Here is a 20,293-nt window from a genome sequence, read left to right on the forward strand (position 1 = left end):
CTCCTTTCCATTTCTATATTTGTATTATTGTATTACTTCCTTAGTACAATAATATCATAGTACATTTTTTCCCCTTTGTCAAGAAAAAAACGTTTTTCATCTTTTTTTAAAAGGAAAACTTTCCTAATATCAAAAAAAATCCCACATGAGTGCAAGCACTCTGCGGGATTTTTTTATCTGAATTTGCACGGCTCATTGCCAACGTGACTATTTGTCGGACATTTCTTTCAAGTGTGCATATTTTGCTTCTGCATTTGCTTTTGCCTGTGCAAACAGTTCTTTTGCTCTTTCCGGATTCTGACGAGACAGAGCATTGTAACGAACTTCACCCATGATGAAGTCTTCAAATTCTGTTGTAGGCGCTTTAGAATCTAAGTGGAATGGATTCTTTCCTTCTTCTGCTAATGCAGGATTGAATCTAAACAGATTCCAGTATCCAGAAGTTACTGCTTTCTTCTCTTCTGTCTGTGCAATCTTCATTCCGCCCTTGATACCGTGGTTGATACATGGAGCGTATCCGATAATCAATGATGGTCCCGGATATGCTTCCGCTTCTGCTATTGCTTTGACTGTCTGATTGTAATCAGCACCCATTGCGATCTGTGCCACATATACATAACCATAGCTCATTGCAATCGCTGCAAGATCTTTCTTCTTTGTTCCTTTACCAGCTGCCTGGAACTGTGCAATGGCACCAACGTTTGTAGCTTTGGAAGCCTGACCACCTGTGTTAGAGTAAACTTCTGTATCGAATACGAATACATTTACGTCTTCTCCGGATGCCAGTACATGGTCAACACCGCCAAATCCGATGTCGTATGCCCATCCGTCACCACCGAAGATCCACTGAGATTTCTTAGATAAGTAATCTTTCTTCGCAAGGATCTCTTTTGCTGCATCACATCCGCAAGCTTCTAATGCTGCAACTAATTTTTCTGTTGCTGCTCCGTTCTTGCTTCCGTCTGTATATGTGTCTAAGTATTCTGCTGCTGCTGCTTTCACATCTGCATTGTCTGTAGATTCAGCTAATGCTACAACTTTTTCTTTTGTCTGTTCTCTTAAAGTATTCTGTCCTGTGAACATACCTAAACCAAACTCAGCATTATCTTCAAACAATGAGTTTGCCCATGCAGGTCCCTGTCCTTTTACGTTTGTTGTGTATGGTGTTGCAGGTGCAGATCCACCCCAGATAGAAGAACATCCAGTTGCGTTTGCAATGTACATTCTGTCACCAAATAACTGAGTGATCAGTTTTGCATAAGGTGTTTCACCACAACCAGCACAAGCTCCTGAGTACTCAAGTAATGGCTGTCTGAACTGACTTCCTTTTACAGAATCTACCTTGAATTTCTCTAAGACAGCTTCTTTTGCAGGTAATTTCTGACCATAGTTAAATACTTCCTGCTGATCTCTCTGCGTATCTAAACCAGCCATTGTAAGAGCTTTTTCACCCTTCTTGCCTGGGCAGACATTGACACAAGATCCACATCCCAAACAGTCAAGAACGGTAACTGTCATAGCGAATTTGTATCCTGGCATTCCAGTCATATCCACAGTTTTTGTACCTGCCGGAGCTGCCGCCGCCTCTTCTTCTGTCATTACAACCGGACGGATTGTAGCATGTGGACATACATAAGAACAGAAGTTACACTGGATACAGTTATCTGGATTCCAAGAAGGAACGTCCACTGCTACTCCACGTTTTTCATAAGCAGATGCGCCATGAGGCATATGTCCGTCAACATATGGAAGTAAATCGCTGACTTTCAGTGCATTACCTTCCTGTCCATTGACATAATTCTGTACATTGTTGATATAGTCAACTAATTCTTTTCTTCCTTCTTTTGCTTCTACGAATAAGCTTTCTGCTTCAGCACCTGCCCACTCTGCCGGAACAGGAACTTCAACGATTGCTTTTGCACCGGCATCAATGGCATCATGGTTCATCTTAACGATGTGATCACCTTTCTTGCTGTAAGAAGCTGTCGCTGCATCTTTCATATATTTGATTGCATCTTCTTCAGGAATGATTCCTGATAATTTGAAGAATGCAGACTGAAGTACCGTATTGATACGTCCGCCAAGTCCGATTTCTTTACCAATCTTGATACCGTCAATAATATAGAATTTAATATTATGTTCTGCAAGGTAAGCTTTTACCTGTCCTGGTAAATGATCGCCAACCTCTTCCGGAGACCAGCTGCAGTTTAACAGGAACGTTCCGCCGTCTTTTAAGTCCTGAACCATATTGTATTTTGTCAAATATGGTGCACAGTGACATGCAACAAAGTCAGCCTTGTTGATTAAGTATGTAGATTTGATTGGGTCATCTCCGAAACGTAAGTGGGACATTGTAACACCACCGGATTTCTTAGAATCATAATCAAAGTATGCCTGAGCATATTTATCTGTATGGTCACCAATGATCTTGATAGAGTTCTTGTTTGCACCAACGGTACCGTCTGCTCCAAGACCCCAGAATTTACATGCTACGATGCTGTCCGGAGCTGTAACAGGTGCTTCTCCTCTTTCCAGAGACAGATTTGTCACATCATCCACAATGGATAATGTAAATTCATTTTTATCTACATTTTCAAATGTTGCAATGATATCTGCAGGAGTTGTATCTTTAGAACCTAATCCGTAGCGTCCGCCGTTGATTGTGCAGCTTTCAAATTTTGTTCCTCTTAAAGCATTCACTACATCCAAGTATAATGGCTCTCTTGCTCCAGGTTCTTTTGATCTGTCTAAAACATTGATAACTTTTGCTGTGTCAGGAATTGCTTCCACTAATTTCTCAGCAACAAATGGTCTGTAAAGACGAACTTTTACAACACCGACTTTTTTGCCCTGTTTCATTAAGTAATCAATGGTCTCGTCAATTGTTTCGCAAACAGATCCCATAGCGACGATAACGCTCTCAGCGTCTTCAGCACCATAGTAGTTGAATAATTTATAGTCTGTTCCGATCTTAGCATTTACCTGATTCATGTAATCTTCAACGATTGCAGGGAATGCATTGTAAGTTGAGTTACTAGCTTCTCTAGCCTGGAAGAAGATATCTGGATTCTGAGCTGTACCGCGAAGAACCGGATGTTCTGGATTTAATGCTTCCGCTCTGAATTTTTCAATTGCATCATAATCAACCATATCCGCAAGATCTTCATTATCCCACATTTCGATCTTCTGAATTTCATGAGAAGTTCTGAATCCATCAAAGAAATGTAATACAGGAACTCTTCCTTTAATTGTTGATAAATGAGCAACAGCTCCAAGGTCCATTACTTCCTGAACGCTTGAACTGCACAGCATAGCAAAACCAGTCTGACGACATGCATATACGTCTGAGTGGTCTCCAAAAATATTTAATGCATGAGATGCAAGTGCACGAGCAGATACATCAAATACGCACGGCATCTGTTCACCGGCAATCTTATACATATTCGGGATCATAAGCAGCAGACCCTGAGATGCTGTGTAAGTTGTTGTCAATGCACCGGCTGCCAAAGAACCGTGAACTGTTCCGGCTGCTCCTGCTTCAGACTGCATTTCAACTAATTTTACAGGATGTCCGAAAATATTTTTCTTTCCCTGTGTTGCCCACTGGTCAGTTGCTTCTGCCATTGGTGAGGATGGTGTAATCGGATAAATTGCAGCTGTCTCTGTAAATGCATAGGATACGTGTGCAGCGGCTGTGTTACCATCCATGGTTTTCATTTTTCTTGCCATGTTTCTCTTCCTCCTAAAAAATCTTGCATGACTCACATCATACATTGGTTAATCTTCTCCTGCCCTCTCAGGCATGAGAATATCACAACAACTTTTGCAAGTTGCTTAAAACATAAACAAAGCTGTATACTTACTGTATACAGCTTTATTCTACAATACTTGCACAAATTTTTAAAGGTATTTTCAAGATTTTTCGGTATTTTTTTTTGTACGTTATAAAAATAACAATCCCGCTGGAATCCCTTAAAATAGTCTGTTTTATTACTTCTTCTCTGCCGCGCTCTGATGTTCTTTAAAAGTCTTAGTAAAAACATGGGTTCCTTTTTTTGTGTTATCGGTCCGATAATAGAAGTACTCATGCTTTGACGGATTCATCGCTGCCTTAATTGCGGTGACGGACGGGCTGCAGATCGGACCGATCGGCAGCCCCTGATTTACATAGGTATTGTATGCTGATTGGACTTTCAAATCCTTATAATATACTTTTTTCGCATTATATAATCCGTCTGTCGTTGTATAGAGTACCGTCGGATCAATCTGCAGCTTCATTTTTTTTGCCAGACGATTTTCAATGACTCCTGCAATCACCGGACGTTCTTTTTCTACCTTAGCTTCCCGTTCAATCATAGATGCCATCGTAATCAGTTCCTGCATTGAACGTCTGCTCTTATTGTTCTTTTTTGCTTCTGTATATTTCTTTTCAAAATTATCCAGCATTTTCTGAATGAGCTCTTCCGGTTTTGCATTTTTGTAAATATTATAGGTATCCGGATATAAGTAACCTTCCAGTTGATATTTCATTCCTTTTTTCATGGGAAGTTTTTTCACCCAATCATTATGGTACTGATCTGTCTTCTTAACCGCCGCAAGAAATTCTTCTGCCTGAAAAATCTTCTGATCTTCCAAACGTTTTGCCATCATATTAATAGAATATCCTTCCGGAAACATCACCGTTACGGTCTTTTTTGCTTCTGCCAGTTTTCTGGCTTTCTCTGCCTGTTCCTGACGATATGCCGCATACTTTCTTCCGAAATATATGCCTCCGCCGATCACCGCAATCAATAACAGAAAAATTCCAATGATCACCGGTTTTCTGGATTTCCGATTTCTCCGGCGTCGTCTTTGCCTCCTGCGTCTGGAACGATTATCGTAATCTAAATATAAATCCATGATTTCCTCCAAAATTTCCTCATTTGATTTAACAGGTTTCAGAATCCTGCGCTTTCTGTGCGGACACAGCAGCGCCAACCCTTTCGCTTCCTGATATCCTGTTATTATACTCGGATTTTTCAGAAAGTACATCCCTTTTATTAAATTTTGTTCATAATCTTAACGCTTTTGTAACTTTTATAACAGATGTTATTCTGTACTTTTCTAATATTTTCTATTATAATCAAAATGAATTTTATTTTGGAAAGGAATGAATGATTATGGCAAATCCAATGATCACAATCACCATGGAAAATGGTGATGTAATGAAAGCAGAACTATATCCGGAAATTGCTCCGATCACTGTTGAAAACTTTGTAAATCTCGTAAAAGATGGATTTTACAATGGACTCACCTTCCATCGGGTTATTGAAGGGTTTATGATTCAGGGCGGATGCCCGTTAGGCAATGGTACCGGAGGTCCCGGACATACCATCAAGGGAGAATTCAGCGGAAACGGGGTTCCAAATCACCTCAAACATACTCCGGGAGTTCTCTCTATGGCTCGTTCTATGATGCCGGACTCCGCCGGATCTCAATTTTTTATTATGCATAAAACTTCCCCGCATCTTGACGGTCAATATGCAGCTTTTGGAAAAATTATTGAGGGAATGGACGTTGTGAATAAAATTGCGGAAACTGCAACCGATTATTCTGACAAACCATTGGAACCTCAGGTAATGAAAACTGTGACTGTGGAAGAATAAGATTCAAAAGAGAAATGAGGGCAAATCATGAGTGGTAAATTGATTTTTGTTGATGTTGATGAGACGCTGTACAGTAAAAACACAAGATCTGTTCCGGAATCTGCGGTCCATGCACTGCACCAGGCACAGCGAAACGGTCATAAAATTTTTATTAATACCGGTCGTCCTTTTGCATATTTTGAAAAAGAAATTCTTGACATCGGATTTGACGGACTTCTGTGCTGCAATGGAATCCATTTGGTGATCGGCGGCGAAACCGTCTATCACAAAACGATTCCGACGGATACCATGCATGCAATTATGAATTCCTGTAAAAAATATGGAATTTTTGGAACTATGGAAGGTGCCAAAGGCTCCTATTTCCGCAATCACGACGTTGACTTTCACCCACATTACGGGTTTATGATTCAGGCATTTGATCTGGCGCCTTACATGCCGCATGAATTTTCCTGGGACCATGCGGATGAATGTGACAAATTTATTGTATTCGGAGGAGAAGGAAGTGACATGCGCGGCTTTCTGAATGATCTTGACGCCATGGATGATATTATGGACTATGTAAGAATCGACGATACCCAGTATGAACTTTTGCTGAAACACCATGACAAAGGCACTGCCCTCATGTTTACTGCCGACTACTTTGGAACAACTGCCGAAGACTGCTATGCCTTTGGCGACAGTAACAATGATACGTCCATGTTTCAAAAGGCCGGCTGCAGCATTGCCATGGGCAATGCCTGTGAAGAACTAAAAAAACATGCCGATTATATTACGGCAGATATTGATGAAGACGGTCTTTCTCTGGGTCTGAAACATTATGGTCTTATTTGAGCGCACTTGCAAATAAACACCCCGAAACGGATATCCATCCGTTCCGGGGTGTTTTATTATGTTTACGCCCTATTATTTTCCGGCAATTACTGGATTCCCTGTTTCCAATGTTCCCCCAATCCTTTTTTTCATTCTTATACGATAGAATAAAATGGTTGCCAGGGTAGATACAATTAAGATTCCTGCAAAGACAGCCACGTCTCTTCCGATCTGGCCATCCATAGAGAGCGTATGGCGAAATGCCTCTACGGTATAGCTAAACGGCATATATTTGTGAAGGACCGTGTAAAAATGAGGCGCCATATCAAGCGGATAGGTTCCTCCGGCAGCTCCTAACTGCACAACCATAAATACCAACATCACAAAACTGCCAATTCGATTTAACAGCATCTCTCCAAAGCAGATTAACGCCATAAATGCCATCGATGCAAGTACTGCCATTCCAAAGGTTTTCCCTACATAGTTTGGCTCCAATCCATTGATTTTTATCAGAACTCCAACCATGATCAATGCCTGCAGGACAGATACCACAGCCATAACCGTAACCTTGCTGAGCCACCACTGCAAACCGCTGTGTACTTCTTCGTTTTTCTCCATCAAAGGATACATTAGCGTAAACGCCATACATGCCACAAATAATCCTACAGACATCATATACGGCGCCATCGCATGACCATTATTTTGAACATGTGAATATTCTACATTCACGGCTTTTACAGGCGCGGCAAACATTTTGTTTGTCTGATCGGTTGTCTTTACGCTATTTACCTGATCTGCACCGTCCTGCAGAGAATCTTTCAACGTCTTACTTCCGTCCTGCAGCGCAGTAATTCCATCGCCTAACGTCGCAGAGCCTGCTGCTAATTGACCGGAGCCGTCTGCGATCTGACCGGCTCCATCTGCAAGCTGTCCCGCCCCTGCGTTTAGAGTGCTGTTATTCGCCGTCAGTGTCTGGGTTCCATTTTTCAGCGACTGGGTTCCTGCATATAACTGACCGGAACCTGTTTCTAGTTTTTTACTTCCTGCGTATAACTGATTCGTTCCTGCCTGGAATTGCGGAAGCTTACTTCCAACCTGATCTATGCCGCTGTTTAGTTGTGCAGCTCCACTGTTCAGCGACTTTGAATTTCCGCTGATCTGCGTAAGTCCGCTGTCCAGTTTATCTACTCCGGCAGTATAATTCCTAATTCCAATGCTGAGTCCATTCTCTGTACTGTTAATTCCGGATTCTAAAGATTCCATTCCCGTCTGTACCTTTGCGGCTCCACCCTTTAAAATTTCCAGAGCCTGTATCATTCCCATCGTATCCTGTGTGGTGCCCTTTTGATCCAAACCTTCTTTTACCGCCTGAAGTCCTCCGTACATCTGATTAACCGCAGTTTTTCCTTTTGGAAGCACTGCATTGGAAGCAGCCGCAAGCTTCTGAACCTGCGCTTTCACTTCTTTTAATGTATCCTCGGCAGAAGCCGCAGAACGAACCTTTGTCGTCGTCGTAGTGCGGGATGCTTCCTTCGCATTTTGGTAAGTTTCATCTACATCACCTTCCACGGCAGATGCCGCGCTTTCAACCTCACCAATTTCAGATAAAAGCTTCTGTTTTTCTTCCTCAGAAAGTTTGTCAAACACAGAAGAATTCTTTAAATTTTTGATCTTCTGCTGCATCACACTGACATGCGTTTTTGCTTCCGCCGCGCTGTCCTTTGCACGTTTTCCGGCTTCATTTTCTGTGGTGGTTGTCGTTGTCGTCTTCTCAGAAGCAGAGGCAGTACCCTGCAGCGTTTGATTCAGAGACCGAATTTCTTGATTAAGTCCTTCCATTCCCTGAGTTAGTTGTTCTATTTCACTATTCTGTGGCATCGAATTGCCCAGTTGAGTGGACGTTTGATTCGCAGCCTTTAAAACTCCATCAATTCCTGCTGTTAATGACTGACTTCCTGTTTTTAACTCCTTACTTCCATCAGAAAGTGTTTTGACCCCCTGATTTAAAGCTGCATTATTCGCCTTTAAAGCTGCACTTCCGGATTTTGCCTGATCCACTCCGGCTGTATAGGCTGCAATTCCTATTTTCAAGGAAGAAGCTCCTGTCTGCAGCTGTTTTGCACCGTTTTGTAATGCACCCGTTCCGTCCTTTAATGACTTCACTCCACTTTTTAAAGACTTCGTTCCGGATGCTAACGTCTTCGCTCCCGACTTTAAATCAGATGCACCGTCATCCAACTGCGCGGCCCCGTCAGTATAGCTTTTCAATCCTACAGATAAGGTCTTTGCTCCGTTTTGGAATGTCAGGCTGCTGGATGCCAATTTTTTAAGGTTTTTCTCAATGGTATTGTTTCCATCTTTTAATTTAACAGCTCCGTCTTCTATTTTTCCTGCTCCGTCTGCAGCCTCTGAAAATCCGCTCCCGGCTTCCTTCACCTGATCAAAAACAGTTTCCGCATAAGTTTTTGTAACCTCCTCAGAAACCGTTTTTTCAATTTTTGCCATGGCACTGTCATCCATCTTTGACGCTACATAATTGGTTCCCGGATTGGTCTTATAGATCAGCTTCATCTTCTTTGGTTTCTCATCCATCAATGTAGTAGCATTTTTGGAGAAATTTTCAGGAATAGAAATGATCATATAATATTTTCCGCTTTTTAATCCTGATTCCGCTTTTTTTTCACTGACAAAATGAAAGTCCAAAGCCTTGGACTTCTTTAAATTTTTTACCAGCTCATCTCCAACTTCTAATGTTTTCCCTTCATAAGATACCTTTTGATCCCGGTTGATCACAGCCACCGGCAGCTCATCTGCATCCCCATAAGGATCCCACATAGATCCCAGAAACACAGATGTGTAAATTGCCGGAATTATCATAATTGCAATCAAAATCAAGATCATCCAGGGATTTTTTAAAATTTTCTTCCATTCTTGTTTCATACCATCAAGCTCCTTTCCCTTAATTTAATATAGAAGATCTTTCTTCCGCTGTTTTTACACACTCCGCAGAAGTCCCCCTGCCTCATATCACAATTTCTATTTAAAGACATCTGTTATCTATAAATCATTGGTTATTATATGCACTTTCAGTGCAAATGTCAACCTTAAATTGAACATTGGTCATTTTAATTCAAGACTAGACGAACTGCTTTTCCTAGAGTATGATAAAGATACTATATGAAAGGAGTGGAACTTCTTATGAAAAGTAAAAAAAGCTTAGAGCAGGGAATTTGTATTCTTTTAATCATTGCGCATGCCCCCTCCGACCAGTGTATTACCAGTGAATATTTAAGCCGGCGTCTTGGAGTCTCTGATTCCTACCTGAAAAAAATTACCAGACTTTTAGTTCTTGCCGGCCTCATTGAATCCAATTCCGGCAAAAGAGGCGGATTTACCATGCATCGAAGACCTGAGAAAATTTCTCTTTATGATATTTTTCATGCCATCGAGGGAGCCGGGCCCTTTGTAAATGCCACGGGATTGGTTGAAAAAGTATTCTATCATAATCAGACATTCGCTCAGGAAAAAGAAAAAGAAGTCCTGCAAATCTTTTATGATGCAGAACTTCTCTATAAAGAACATTTAAAATCATTTACTTTGGATCAATTTTTAGAAGATATCAGCAATTATCCAATTTAACTGATTGACATTCCCATATGCTCCATCAACTTCTGAATTTTTTCGGAATCCGCAATCTCATAATGATCTTCTAATTCCCCTTCATAAACTGCATAAGACACCTTATCTCCAACGGTTGCAGCATCTCTTCCCCATCCTTTGCAGGAGCTGTGAATTTGCTTGATCCCGGTCTCCTCCATAATCCTTTTCGCATTGGTTTCATTGATTCCGCAGCCAGCAAGAATTTCAATCTTATTTCCATAGCTTTTCTGTAATTCTCTCAAAAGCGGTATTCCCTGTTCTGCCGTCTCCTCTTGTCCGCTGGTTAAGACTCGGTCTACGCCCAGATCAATCAGCTGCTCCATTGCTTCTGCTGAATCCCGGACACAGTCAAAGGCTCTGTGAAAGACTGCCTTTCTTCCTTCTGCATGAATGCATTCAACAAATTCTCTGGTTCTGTTTTGATCTATGGTCCGATCCTCTTTTAAAAACCCAAACACAATGGCATCTGTTCCATAGGCCAACAAAAGTTTCATATCTTCCACCATCTGTTCAAACTGATAATTGGTATAACAAAATCCTGCTGCCCGGACACGCACCATAGATGCCACCTCTAAATCCGTATATTGTTTGGTCATAATCAGGCTCCCTAAAGACGGGGTCAATCCCCCCAGGCTTAACGCACTGTTTAACTCAATGCGTTTTACTCCGCACTCATAGGCAGCCATGGCATCTTCAAAACTTCCGCAGCATATTTCTAACATATTTCTATTCTCCTATCATTTTTGTATTCTATTTATTGTAACAAGTTCCCTGGAAAAAGGCAAAGCTGCGTACAGATGATAAAATAATCTGTACACAGCTTCTCTATCAACAAAATTTCATCCCTTTTGACTGCCAGGTATATTTAAAAATTAAATCCTCTTAAAGTTGCGAAGTAATCTTCCGGTGTCTCCGCGCGACGAATCATCTCTGTTGTTCCATCTTCTTTTAATAAAATTTCCGCTGATTTCAGCTTTCCGTTATAGTTATATCCCATAGCAAAACCATGAGCGCCTGTGTCATGAATGACCAGAAGATCCCCCCGATCAATCTTTGGCAGCCTGCGGTCAATGGCAAACTTATCATTATTTTCACAGAGAGAACCTGTAATATCATAAACCTGATCTGCCGGCTGATCTTCCTTTCCCATGACCGTAATATGATGATATGCTCCGTACATTGCCGGACGCATCAGATTGACCGCGCAAGCATCCACACCAATATATTCTTTATGCGTATGTTTTTCATGAATTGCCTTTGTTACAAGGTGACCGTTTGGAGCCAGCATATAACGTCCAAGCTCTGTAAAGATCTTCACATCTCCCATTCCTGCCGGAACTAAGACTTCATCAAATGCCTTGTGTACTCCCTCGCCAATTGCGGCAATATCATTTCCTTCCTGATCCGGAAGATAAGGGACTCCAACTCCCCCGGATAAATTAATAAATCCAATATGCACGTCCACTTTTTCTTTCAACTGCACCGCCAGCTCAAACAGCTGTCTAGCCAATGTCGGATAATATTCATTGGTTACCGTATTACTTGCCAGGAAAGAATGGATTCCGAATTCTTTCACTCCAAGCTCTTTCAGCCGAGCAAAAGCTTCAAACATCTGCTCTGTTGTCATTCCATATTTTGCATCTCCCGGGTTATCCATAATATCTGTACCGAGAGCAAATACCCCGCCCGGATTATAGCGGCAGGAAATGGTTTCCGGTATTCCTGCCGTTTCCTTTAGGAATTCAATATGTGTAATATCATCTAAATTAATCGTTGCGCCAAGCTGTTTTGCCAGAATAAACTCTTCTGCCGGTGTGTCATTGGAGGAAAACATAATCTCGTCACCCGAAAAACCACATTTGTCAGACATCATCAGTTCTGTCAGAGACGAACAGTCTGTTCCACAGCCTTCTTCTCTTAAAATTCTTAAAATCGTCGGGTTTGGAGTTGCTTTGACCGCAAAATATTCTTTAAATCCTTTATTCCATGAAAATGCCTTGTATAATCCTCTTGCAGTTTCCCGGATCCCCTTCTCATCATATATATGAAACGGAGTCGGGTATTTTTTTGTAATCTCATCTAACTGTTCTTTCGTTACAAATGGTTTCTTTGCCATGTTCATTCTTTCCTTTCATTTTTAATAATTGTATTTCATTGGCTAAAGCATCTTTAAACACTTCCACCAGATTCTGATTACTGGAATATAGACAAGTTGCCTCATATTGATTGGCAATCTCTCCGGTTAAAACATCGCTGGAATCGGTAATCAAACGAATCTGCCCTTTTCGGCATTCCGTTAAATAGACTGTCGCTCCGGACAGCTCGAAAGGTTCGTTGGTAATAATCACAACTTTTTTCCCTTCCCAGGTCATTTTCTCAAGATATTTCCGAAACATTTCCAGCCTTTCATTATAGATCGACACATAAGCCCTCTCTTTTGCATGAGATAACATATCAATAATTTTATCACAGATATGCTCTTCTCCTCTGATTGTCAGATACCCGCCATTATTTTTTCTCTTGGCTGGCAGCTCTGCAAGCAATGCCTTTTTTTGATTTTTCATATGCCGAATCTTATTGCTGCAAAACTCTTCTACCGGAACCGGTATATATTTTACAGTATCTTCTTCCTGCATGCAGGCAGCGCCTTTCTCTGCGAGACCTGCCAATGCGCTGTAGGCATTGGAGCGCGAAATACCGCTTAACTTTGCTGCCTCATAGCCATTCAATGCGCCCTCCAACACAAGAAGAACATAGAGATTTGCCTCATGACGGGTCAGTCCAAACTCCATCAGACGTTCCACATTATCCATAACATCACCTCGTGTTCCTATCTAGGAATACTATAGTTGAGATAAAAAAGAATGTCAAGACATTCTTGACATTCTAAGAAATTTTATCACTTCAATTCTATTCCGCTTTTCCGTCAGATCCGAATAATTTAATCTTTGTAATAACCATATCCTTGATTGCTTCTGTTCCAGGCGCTAATAATTTACGAGGATCAAATCCTTTTCCTTCCTGATCTTTTCCTGCTTCAATATAGTCACGTGTCGCCTCAGCAAATGCAATCTGGCATTCTGTATTTACATTGATTTTAGCTACTCCCAGAGAAATTGCCTTTTTAATCATATCATCCGGAATTCCTGTACCGCCATGTAATACCAACGGCATATCTCCTGTTAATTTCTGAATTGCATCTAAAGTTTCAAAGCTTAAGCCTTCCCAGTTTTCCGGATATTTTCCATGAATGTTTCCGATTCCGGCTGCAAGCATTGTAACACCAAGATCTGCAACAGCTTTACATTCCTCTGGATCTGCGCATTCACCTTTTCCAATGACTCCGTCTTCCTCTCCGCCAATGGATCCGACTTCCGCCTCGATGGACATTCCTTTTCCTCTTGTTACTTTCACAAGCTCTTTTGTTTTTTCAACATTTTCTTCAATTGGATAATGAGATCCGTCAAACATTACAGAAGAAAATCCTGCTTCGATACATTTATAACATCCTTCATAAGATCCATGATCTAAATGAAGCGCTACAGGTACGGAAATGTTCAGCTCTTCTAACATTCCATTTACCATACCTACAACAGTTTTATATCCTGTCATATATTTTCCGGCGCCTTCGGAAACACCAAGAATCACCGGAGATCTTGTCTCTTCTGCTGCTAACAAAATAGCTTTTGTCCATTCCAGGTTATTGATGTTAAACTGTCCAACTGCATAATGTCCGGCTTTCGCCTTATTTAACATTTCTTTTGCTGATACTAACATAGTTTGTCCTCCATATAATTCGTTAACTTTTTCACATCATTCTTATTATACTCTATTTAAAGGTTGGTTGCAAGATCCGGCGCAAGTGTTTTCAGAAGGTATTTTTCCGCTTCCTCGCACCAGACATTGTTGTTTGTCTGGCAAATTTTTGCAAGCTGCGCGAACATCGGCTGCTCCTCTCCCAATGCTTCAAAATCTGTAATTGCAGTCAATGGCATCTTGATATGGGGATAAATAAGCTTCTTTCCTCCAGAAAGCGTTGGAAGGTTCAAAATCGTATCCGGTGCTGCGTCAATCCCCCCAATGTGAGTAATCATGTAGGAAGGATTGATTTTGCCTGCCGCCGATAATTCTAAGGATTCCACCATATCCGCCGGCGCTCCTCCTGAAGTTCCGCAAATATGAGTTCCCTCATAATGAACATTATAGAAATTATAATTTGCCTTGAAATCATTCTCTGTGGGACCCGCAAAGAAATTCAGGCATCCATCATTTCCCAGAAGGTCATCTCCCATCTCGATCAATGCTCTGACCGGTGCAAATACAAAAACCTCATCATAGCCCTTTCCGCCATTTAACTCTTTCATTTCTTCCACTGGATTTTCCTTGTCTGCAGTGTTGATATAATGAAGCTCCACGCCGTATTTTGCCGCATCCTCCAGTGGAATTAAAGCTTTTGCGCGCTGTAATCTTTCTTCGTCGATATCTGTCACAACGATTCTCTTTGAATGATATGGCCCATGCACAGCATAATCAATTGCTCCGATTCCCATCGGTCCCGCGCATCCAAGCAGCGCTACGCTTCCGCCATCTTTCAGCCCCATCTTATGCTCATAAACATAAGGGGTTGTATGATACGTTGCATGAAAAGCTCCAATAATACAAGACATAGGTTCTGCCAGCGAAGCATTGGCAAAATAGTCGCCCTCATACGGAAGTACACAGCCCAAATCAATGGATACTTTGGGTATAATACAGTATGTTGCATTGCCGCCATAGTATTCATAGCTGTATCCGGCAGAATACCCGCTCGGCAGTCCCATTGCCGGCTGTAAAACGAATTTTTCTCCTTCACTGAATTGATCCTTTAATTTTTCTCCCACTCGAACAATATATCCGCCAAATTCATGTCCTGTAATTGTTGGATGCTCCGGACTGATATCATCCGGCACACGTTTGTGGTCTGCCCCGCGGATGGCTGCTTTATAAGTTGACAAACAAACACTATTCGATACGATCTTTACCAAAAGTTCTTCTTCCCCGAGCTCCGGTAATTCTATTTCTTTTACATATACCTGATTTTTCCCTGCTAAGACTGCCGCTGTTGACTTCATAACATTTCCTCCTGAATCATTGAATAATCATTATCCTCCTCTACCTGCATTATGCTGTCTCCATTCATAGATGTATCTAAAACCCTCTTTACATTGATGCGGTCACTTTGAACATACCAGTTTTGTGCTTCTTCTGGCGTAAAACCTCCTTTTATTTTCCGACCGATCAAACGCTCTTTGAGCATTTCCTCGTTGGAGCGAATTAAAATTGTATAATCAGCAAATTTTACCATTGATTTCCATGGCTCTTCCTTTAACAGCAGCCAATTTCCTTCAATCAAAATAATATCTTTTGAAACCTCTACGGCGTCTTCCACAACATCGTGAATTGTTCGATCATAGATCGGCCATAGGACCGTCTCCCGTCCAAGCGCTGCAAGCTTTTTTTGAAGTTTTTTCGTATCATACGTTTCCGGACACCCCTTTACCTTTTTCATCGGAACTTCTTTTCCAAAAACGATCGCACTGTGAGCGCGGATGTAAGCATCATGATAATGAAATCCATCCAGACCAATGGATTGTATCTCTGTCAATTCCTCCCGGTCTCTGGATAAATGCTCTAAAAATTGACATAACGTTGTTTTTCCAACCGCAGGCGGAGCTGCCATAAATACCACCAAACGTCTTTTCTCGGCTTTTTGCATTGCAGTCAGCTTCCGAAGCAAGGGCAGGAATATCTGTTTTATCGTATCCTCATTATATACTGCCTCCATCTCTAATCCATTGACCTTAAATAAATATTTTCTCCAATGTTTCATTGGACCTCCTTTTTCCGTTTTTGTTGCTTTTTTGTTTATGTGTTAGATTTTATGTTTTTATTTTTGTTTTGTCAAGTAATATTTTTGATTTTGTTGTTTTATTTGACTTTTTAAGTTTTTTCCATTAAACTAAATTCCAAACTGTTCAACCGGAGTCTGTCCGCTTTCTTCATCTTTGAATTCACGGCTGCTCCATAGAATATCAAATATTTTACAAAAATTGCGGAGGGAAAAATATGTCCAAACTTCTGGCAAAAGAACGTCAAAAAGAGATTATTGAATATATTCATGTTTCTGGCAGCGCTAAAATTACGGAACTTGCCGAACATTTCCATGTTACAAAAGAAACCATCCGAAGAGATCTGACCCAGCTGCAGAAAACCGGTAAAATTGAGCGAAGCCACGGCGGAGCCACATTAACATCCAGCTTTGCTCCCATTCCAATTGAATCACGAACAGATGAAAACCGCTCTCTCAAACTCGCTCTGTGCGAAAAAGCATTGGAATTCATTCCTGAGCAGGCTGTTATCTACCTGGATGCCGGAAGTACCATCCAGTGCATGGCGCAGCTTCTCAGTCAAAGAAGTGGTTATACCATCGTTACGAATTCTATCAATACCATGTATTTTTTAAATAACAACCGAAATACTGTAATTCTCACCGGAGGACAATTAAATCCCAATAATATGTCCACAGAAGGATTTCAAACGACCAATCTTATCAACAATACCAAAGTTGATATTGCCTTTTTGGGAACCAGCGGATTTGAGGGACACAATGGTCCCGCTGTTACTGAATTTACAGATGCTCAGGTAAAACAGGCAATTCTTCCTCAGGCAAAAACTGTAGTTGTCATTTCTGACAGTTCCAAGGCAAAGCAGTGCTCCATGGTTCAATATGCCAGTTGGCGGGATATTGACTATTTTATTTCTGATCAAAATCTTCCTGAAGATTCTTACCGACTGATTTCGGAATCCACAGAGCTTCTTCTTGTGAAGGAGTAACACCGTGCTCTCCGCATATCTCTAAAAGAATTTATGTAATCCAATAAGACGTATCGAAAGAAAACCTTTACTGTAATCAAAACAAAGAGGAGCAAGTCTCTCAAAAATTGAGGGACTTGCTCCTCTTTGTGAGCCGATGGATATCTGCAAAAGCATCCTTCCATATGCCTTTTTACTGTTTATGACCGATCAGGTTTCCTTCTTAGAAATTTTTTAAATACTCTGCCGCTTCCTCCTGTGTTTGAAAGGACTTGGTGCTGCCGGTAATATAATTTACGGCTTTCTCCCATTCCTGCACATCATATTGCCGGACATTTATTTTTTGAAGTGCATCACCAAGGAAATGAACCTGTGCAAAACCTCTTAAATCAGAAATAAAAGCGCACCCTGTCTGAATACGCAGTGCCTCCAATAATTCCATACTTTCTCCCTTCCTTCGCGACTAAATACGTATGAACCAGCTAAAAATAAAGATTGTTCACATGCTTATTTTCCCGGCTTTCCTTATATACAGCGACCGCTCCTCCTAAGTTTTACAGCAATCCAGTCAAGCCTCCCTACGGATGCACATAAATCCATCGTACTTTTCGCTTCAATGATCTTGCCCGATAAGGCAGACTTTAACGTTCTGACATGATATACTATCAAATATCATAATTTTCAACATATATTATCTTATCTGTTAAGAACATAAATGGAAAATATAGATATAAACGACAAAAACAGCGACCGATATTTCCTACATTTTCCTGATCCTATCCTACTTGCCATGAACCCATCGTAAAAAAGTATCCTGTGCAATGGAGAGCCTGCGGGCGGCTTCCCGAGAAGTAATTTTTTTATTTTCCCACTCCGATTTCAACTGCCAGAACAGCTCCGGCACAGGCTTTCTCGGGCGTCCAAACTGCACGCCCCGCAGCTTTGCCGCTGCAATTCCCTCCATTTGTCTTTGGTGAATATTCTCACGTTCTGTCTGAGCCACATAGGATAAAACTTGCAAGACCAAATCAGCCACAAACGTGCCTGTCAAATCATTTCCTGACTTTCTCGTATCCAGAAGAGGCATATCCAGCACAACGATATCCGCCTGCTTTTCCTTGGTAAGATTCCTCCACTGCAATAGAATTTCTTCATAATTCCGCCCCAGACGGTCAATGGATTTTACTACCAGAAGATCTCCGGGCTGAATTCTTTTCAACAGCTCCTGATATTGGGGTCTATTGAAATCTTTCCCGCTGAGTTTATCCGTATAAATGTTTTTCCTTGATACCGGAAAGGTCTGCAGCGCAATCAGCTGACGATCTTCCTTTTGTTCTCTTGTGGACACACGAACATATCCATAAATAGTACGTTTCATAAAAAACCTCCTTAAAATTGTATTGATATCATTCCCAATACAATTTTAAAGGAGGTTTCACTCACTCTACAAATTAAGTTTTCTTTGAGCTTTCCACACAGCTCCTTCCGACAAATTCTTTACAGCAGATCTCCAAGATAATCGTATCCAAACTGATACACCATCACATTGCGCAAAACTGCAAATCCAAAAAACAGCACAACGCCCGCCAGCAGCATCCAGACTCCCGGCTTCAAAAATCCAATTGATTTTCCCGTCGTTCTCTGTATGATTTTCCATATCAGACACCATAGAATCACAACGGCTCCGTAGACAACTGTGGGATTGCAAAAAAATGCCCGCTCAATCTCTAAGCACAGCATAGCCTTCACTGCACGAGTCCCGCCGCACGCCGGACAGTAAAGATGTGTTACTTCCTTAAAAAAACAGGGCATCTTCTGCCATATGCTAAAAACTTTCATTATACTGCTGTTCATAATAACTGTCATTAAATTCCTTATGAAACTCATTCTGAAATTCATCAGATAACAAGATATTGAAAATAAATATAATCATCAACAGCATCGAACCAATCACTGCAATGATACCGCAAATTAATCCAGCCAATGCCTTTTGTCCCCTGCCATCTGCATTTTTAGGAGATACAGCGAAACAGATAATAGCCGCAATTCCTGTAATAATCGCAATGGGAGAACAGCAGCAGCTAATCATCAGGACAATGGAGACAATTCCCAGAATCATTGCTGCCAGAGCCATTCCGCTGTTTGAATTTTCTTTTTTCTCATAAGGATCAAAATGATTTGCTTCCTTTTCTCCCTCCCTGCCGCACTCATATCCGGTATATGGATCATACCTTTTCTCACTCATCTCTCTTTACTCCTTTCTTTGGAAACTCATTCTTTTCCATCCGTTTCACCTTTGATATATCGTATCATTCCGGGTCCGAGGCGCTTCGTCGGTCTGGAAATAAACCCATGTTTTTGATAAAATGGCTCGCGTCCAACAGCACACATTAAATCCAACATGATCTCTGTATTTTCCTCACATATGCCCTGAACATACTGTATCAGGTCCTCAATGATTGCTCCGCCGATTCCGCAATGTTGAAATTCAGGATGTATCATAAGATCCTGAATATAGCAGACCACTGCTCCGTCTCCAACCAAACGTCCCATTCCTACAATCTGTGCATCCATATATGCGCAGACAATATAGAGACTGTGATCCAGCGCTTTCTTTGCCTGTGACCGGGACAAAGGCTTAAATCCTACCGCCTTCCTCAATTCCAAATATGTATCTGCTCCCATATGATTTGAAATTAGTGTTACCGCTTCCATTCTTCTCTTCCTTTGTTCTTCTGTCTATACTCTAATTCGGCTATCATCTTATCATGAATTTCCAAAGAAATGAACCATTATTTTGAAATTTTAAGATTTTATACATTTTCACAAACAAATCCGAGGAGTTTGCATTCTGCAGGTCGTTTTATGATATCCGAACTTGAAAACTTTTTTCCTATCATAAAAACAGAGTATACACAATTCCATCTGCCTTGCATATACTCTGCCTTCTCCCCTTTTTATCTTTGCTGTCTAATCCTGAAGCGCTTCCACATCTGTCTCTCCGGTGCGGATTCTCACAACATTCCGAACTTCATAACTGAAAATTTTTCCGTCGCCAACCTCTCCGGTAAATGCCGCCTCCTGAATTGCTTTGATGGTTCTTTTCTCCCATTCCTCAGAAGAAACAACAATCTCAAACTTAATTTTAGGACGCATCATCAGATCAACCTTCGTTCCCCGAACCACCTCTGTGAGGCCCTTTTGTGCGCCGCACCCCATAACCTGAGACACCGTAATCCCATTAACTCCGATTTTATTTAAAGCCGTCTTCACATCTTCCAGTTTTTCTTCTCTTACAATAGCATTTATTTTAATCATCATTTCTA

19 protein-coding genes are annotated in these 20,293 nt (G+C 41.2%); 4 read left to right on the forward strand and 15 right to left on the reverse strand.

The features are described from left to right. Positions 1–207: 207 nt before the first annotated feature. Both nifJ and mltG read right to left on the reverse strand, forming a co-directional pair. Entirely contained in the window at positions 208–3,729 is a 3,522-nt protein-coding gene (gene nifJ / locus AC27EF_RS04700) for a pyruvate:ferredoxin (flavodoxin) oxidoreductase (RefSeq protein WP_487109225.1), read from the reverse strand. Positions 3,730–3,990: 261 nt separating this feature from the next. Further along, positions 3,991–4,899, reverse strand: coding sequence for an endolytic transglycosylase MltG (mltG, locus tag AC27EF_RS04705; protein ID WP_487109227.1), 909 nt, complete (start codon positions 4,897–4,899; stop codon positions 3,991–3,993). Between the two features lie 260 nt (positions 4,900–5,159). Between mltG and AC27EF_RS04710 the strand changes: the two genes are divergently transcribed. Both AC27EF_RS04710 and AC27EF_RS04715 read left to right on the forward strand, forming a co-directional pair. Beyond that, positions 5,160–5,645, forward strand: coding sequence for a peptidylprolyl isomerase (locus AC27EF_RS04710; protein ID WP_487109229.1), 486 nt, complete (start codon positions 5,160–5,162; stop codon positions 5,643–5,645). Between the two features lie 27 nt (positions 5,646–5,672). Further along, positions 5,673–6,476 carry a Cof-type HAD-IIB family hydrolase gene (locus tag AC27EF_RS04715; RefSeq protein WP_487109230.1) on the forward strand — a complete coding sequence of 268 codons (804 nt, stop codon included), beginning with the start codon at positions 5,673–5,675 and terminating at the stop codon, positions 6,474–6,476. A 72-nt stretch (positions 6,477–6,548) separates the two neighbouring features. On the opposite strand, the gene AC27EF_RS04720 is transcribed toward AC27EF_RS04715, so the two are convergent. Next, on the reverse strand, positions 6,549–9,395 hold the full coding sequence (locus AC27EF_RS04720; RefSeq protein ID WP_487109231.1) for a YhgE/Pip family protein: 2,847 nt from the start codon (positions 9,393–9,395) through the stop codon (positions 6,549–6,551). 258 nt (positions 9,396–9,653) lie between these two features. Between AC27EF_RS04720 and AC27EF_RS04725 the strand changes: the two genes are divergently transcribed. After that, positions 9,654–10,094: an RrF2 family transcriptional regulator gene (locus AC27EF_RS04725; protein ID WP_487109232.1), complete on the forward strand. Its 441-nt coding sequence runs from the start codon at positions 9,654–9,656 to the stop codon at positions 10,092–10,094. On the opposite strand, the gene AC27EF_RS04730 is transcribed toward AC27EF_RS04725, so the two are convergent. The 6 genes from AC27EF_RS04730 to AC27EF_RS04755 all read right to left on the reverse strand — a co-directional run bounded on the left by AC27EF_RS04730 (position 10,091) and on the right by AC27EF_RS04755 (position 15,984). Then, positions 10,091–10,837, reverse strand: a complete 747-nt coding sequence (locus AC27EF_RS04730; RefSeq protein ID WP_487109234.1) for a copper homeostasis protein CutC — start codon at positions 10,835–10,837, stop codon at positions 10,091–10,093. The two genes, AC27EF_RS04725 and AC27EF_RS04730, sit on opposite strands and share 4 nt — an antisense overlap. 143 nt (positions 10,838–10,980) lie before the next feature. Continuing rightward, positions 10,981–12,231 carry a diaminopimelate decarboxylase gene (locus AC27EF_RS04735; RefSeq protein ID WP_487109236.1) on the reverse strand — a complete coding sequence of 417 codons (1,251 nt, stop codon included), beginning with the start codon at positions 12,229–12,231 and terminating at the stop codon, positions 10,981–10,983. Continuing rightward, positions 12,191–12,928 (reverse strand): TrmB family transcriptional regulator, encoded by a 738-nt coding sequence (locus AC27EF_RS04740; protein WP_487109237.1) that lies wholly within the window; start codon positions 12,926–12,928, stop codon positions 12,191–12,193. The genes AC27EF_RS04735 and AC27EF_RS04740 overlap by 41 nt, the downstream gene beginning before the upstream one ends. A 97-nt stretch (positions 12,929–13,025) precedes the next feature. Continuing rightward, positions 13,026–13,892: a class II fructose-1,6-bisphosphate aldolase gene (gene fba, locus AC27EF_RS04745; RefSeq protein ID WP_487109239.1), complete on the reverse strand. Its 867-nt coding sequence runs from the start codon at positions 13,890–13,892 to the stop codon at positions 13,026–13,028. 56 nt (positions 13,893–13,948) lie between these two features. Beyond that, on the reverse strand, positions 13,949–15,226 hold the full coding sequence (locus AC27EF_RS04750) for a zinc-binding dehydrogenase (RefSeq protein ID WP_487109240.1): 1,278 nt from the start codon (positions 15,224–15,226) through the stop codon (positions 13,949–13,951). Then, on the reverse strand, positions 15,223–15,984 hold the full coding sequence (locus tag AC27EF_RS04755) for a nucleoside/nucleotide kinase family protein (RefSeq protein ID WP_487109242.1): 762 nt from the start codon (positions 15,982–15,984) through the stop codon (positions 15,223–15,225). Before AC27EF_RS04755 ends, AC27EF_RS04750 begins: the two co-directional genes overlap by 4 nt. Positions 15,985–16,220: 236 nt before the next feature. Between AC27EF_RS04755 and AC27EF_RS04760 the strand changes: the two genes are divergently transcribed. Further along, the gene (locus AC27EF_RS04760) at positions 16,221–16,988 is read left to right on the forward strand and encodes a DeoR/GlpR family DNA-binding transcription regulator (protein ID WP_487109243.1); all 768 of its coding nucleotides are present in this window, start codon (positions 16,221–16,223) and stop codon (positions 16,986–16,988) included. Between the two features lie 202 nt (positions 16,989–17,190). On the opposite strand, the gene AC27EF_RS04765 is transcribed toward AC27EF_RS04760, so the two are convergent. The 6 genes from AC27EF_RS04765 to AC27EF_RS04790 all read right to left on the reverse strand — a co-directional run bounded on the left by AC27EF_RS04765 (position 17,191) and on the right by AC27EF_RS04790 (position 20,288). After that, positions 17,191–17,409, reverse strand: a complete 219-nt coding sequence (locus AC27EF_RS04765; RefSeq protein ID WP_487109244.1) for a hypothetical protein — start codon at positions 17,407–17,409, stop codon at positions 17,191–17,193. A gap of 339 nt (positions 17,410–17,748) precedes the next feature. Continuing rightward, positions 17,749–18,345, reverse strand: coding sequence for a recombinase family protein (locus AC27EF_RS04770; RefSeq protein WP_487109246.1), 597 nt, complete (start codon positions 18,343–18,345; stop codon positions 17,749–17,751). A gap of 119 nt (positions 18,346–18,464) precedes the next feature. Further along, a complete protein-coding gene (locus AC27EF_RS04775; protein ID WP_487109248.1) occupies positions 18,465–18,806 on the reverse strand; it encodes a DUF2752 domain-containing protein in 342 nt (113 codons plus the stop codon). Then, positions 18,793–19,212 carry a DUF4190 domain-containing protein gene (locus AC27EF_RS04780; RefSeq protein ID WP_487109250.1) on the reverse strand — a complete coding sequence of 140 codons (420 nt, stop codon included), beginning with the start codon at positions 19,210–19,212 and terminating at the stop codon, positions 18,793–18,795. The genes AC27EF_RS04775 and AC27EF_RS04780 overlap by 14 nt, the downstream gene beginning before the upstream one ends. A gap of 26 nt (positions 19,213–19,238) precedes the next feature. Next, the gene (locus AC27EF_RS04785) at positions 19,239–19,682 is read right to left on the reverse strand and encodes a GNAT family N-acetyltransferase (RefSeq protein WP_487109252.1); all 444 of its coding nucleotides are present in this window, start codon (positions 19,680–19,682) and stop codon (positions 19,239–19,241) included. Positions 19,683–19,937: 255 nt separating this feature from the next. Continuing rightward, a complete protein-coding gene (locus AC27EF_RS04790; protein ID WP_487109254.1) occupies positions 19,938–20,288 on the reverse strand; it encodes a P-II family nitrogen regulator in 351 nt (116 codons plus the stop codon). Positions 20,289–20,293 lie beyond the last annotated feature (5 nt).

This window comes from Anaerostipes stercorihominis (assembly GCF_057535655.1).

Bases quoted from the DNA above. Each gene is read 5' to 3' on its own strand.
- AC27EF_RS04770 (WP_487109246.1), bottom strand. From the start codon at position 18,345: ATGAAACGTACTATTTATGGATATGTTCGTGTGTCCACAAGAGAACAA.
- nifJ (WP_487109225.1), bottom strand. From the start codon at position 3,729: ATGGCAAGAAAAATGAAAACCATGGATGGTAACACAGCCGCTGCACAC.
- AC27EF_RS04765 (WP_487109244.1), bottom strand. From the start codon at position 17,409: ATGGAATTATTGGAGGCACTGCGTATTCAGACAGGGTGCGCTTTTATT.
- mltG (WP_487109227.1), bottom strand. From the start codon at position 4,899: ATGGATTTATATTTAGATTACGATAATCGTTCCAGACGCAGGAGGCAA.
- AC27EF_RS04785 (WP_487109252.1), bottom strand. From the start codon at position 19,682: ATGGAAGCGGTAACACTAATTTCAAATCATATGGGAGCAGATACATAT.
- fba (WP_487109239.1), bottom strand. From the start codon at position 13,892: ATGTTAGTATCAGCAAAAGAAATGTTAAATAAGGCGAAAGCCGGACAT.
- AC27EF_RS04715 (WP_487109230.1), top strand. From the start codon at position 5,673: ATGAGTGGTAAATTGATTTTTGTTGATGTTGATGAGACGCTGTACAGT.
- AC27EF_RS04780 (WP_487109250.1), bottom strand. From the start codon at position 19,212: ATGAGTGAGAAAAGGTATGATCCATATACCGGATATGAGTGCGGCAGG.
- AC27EF_RS04735 (WP_487109236.1), bottom strand. From the start codon at position 12,231: ATGGCAAAGAAACCATTTGTAACGAAAGAACAGTTAGATGAGATTACA.
- AC27EF_RS04755 (WP_487109242.1), bottom strand. From the start codon at position 15,984: ATGAAACATTGGAGAAAATATTTATTTAAGGTCAATGGATTAGAGATG.
- AC27EF_RS04730 (WP_487109234.1), bottom strand. From the start codon at position 10,837: ATGTTAGAAATATGCTGCGGAAGTTTTGAAGATGCCATGGCTGCCTAT.
- AC27EF_RS04720 (WP_487109231.1), bottom strand. From the start codon at position 9,395: ATGAAACAAGAATGGAAGAAAATTTTAAAAAATCCCTGGATGATCTTG.
- AC27EF_RS04790 (WP_487109254.1), bottom strand. From the start codon at position 20,288: ATGATGATTAAAATAAATGCTATTGTAAGAGAAGAAAAACTGGAAGAT.
- AC27EF_RS04710 (WP_487109229.1), top strand. From the start codon at position 5,160: ATGGCAAATCCAATGATCACAATCACCATGGAAAATGGTGATGTAATG.
- AC27EF_RS04775 (WP_487109248.1), bottom strand. From the start codon at position 18,806: ATGAAAGTTTTTAGCATATGGCAGAAGATGCCCTGTTTTTTTAAGGAA.
- AC27EF_RS04760 (WP_487109243.1), top strand. From the start codon at position 16,221: ATGTCCAAACTTCTGGCAAAAGAACGTCAAAAAGAGATTATTGAATAT.
- AC27EF_RS04725 (WP_487109232.1), top strand. From the start codon at position 9,654: ATGAAAAGTAAAAAAAGCTTAGAGCAGGGAATTTGTATTCTTTTAATC.
- AC27EF_RS04740 (WP_487109237.1), bottom strand. From the start codon at position 12,928: ATGGATAATGTGGAACGTCTGATGGAGTTTGGACTGACCCGTCATGAG.
- AC27EF_RS04750 (WP_487109240.1), bottom strand. From the start codon at position 15,226: ATGAAGTCAACAGCGGCAGTCTTAGCAGGGAAAAATCAGGTATATGTA.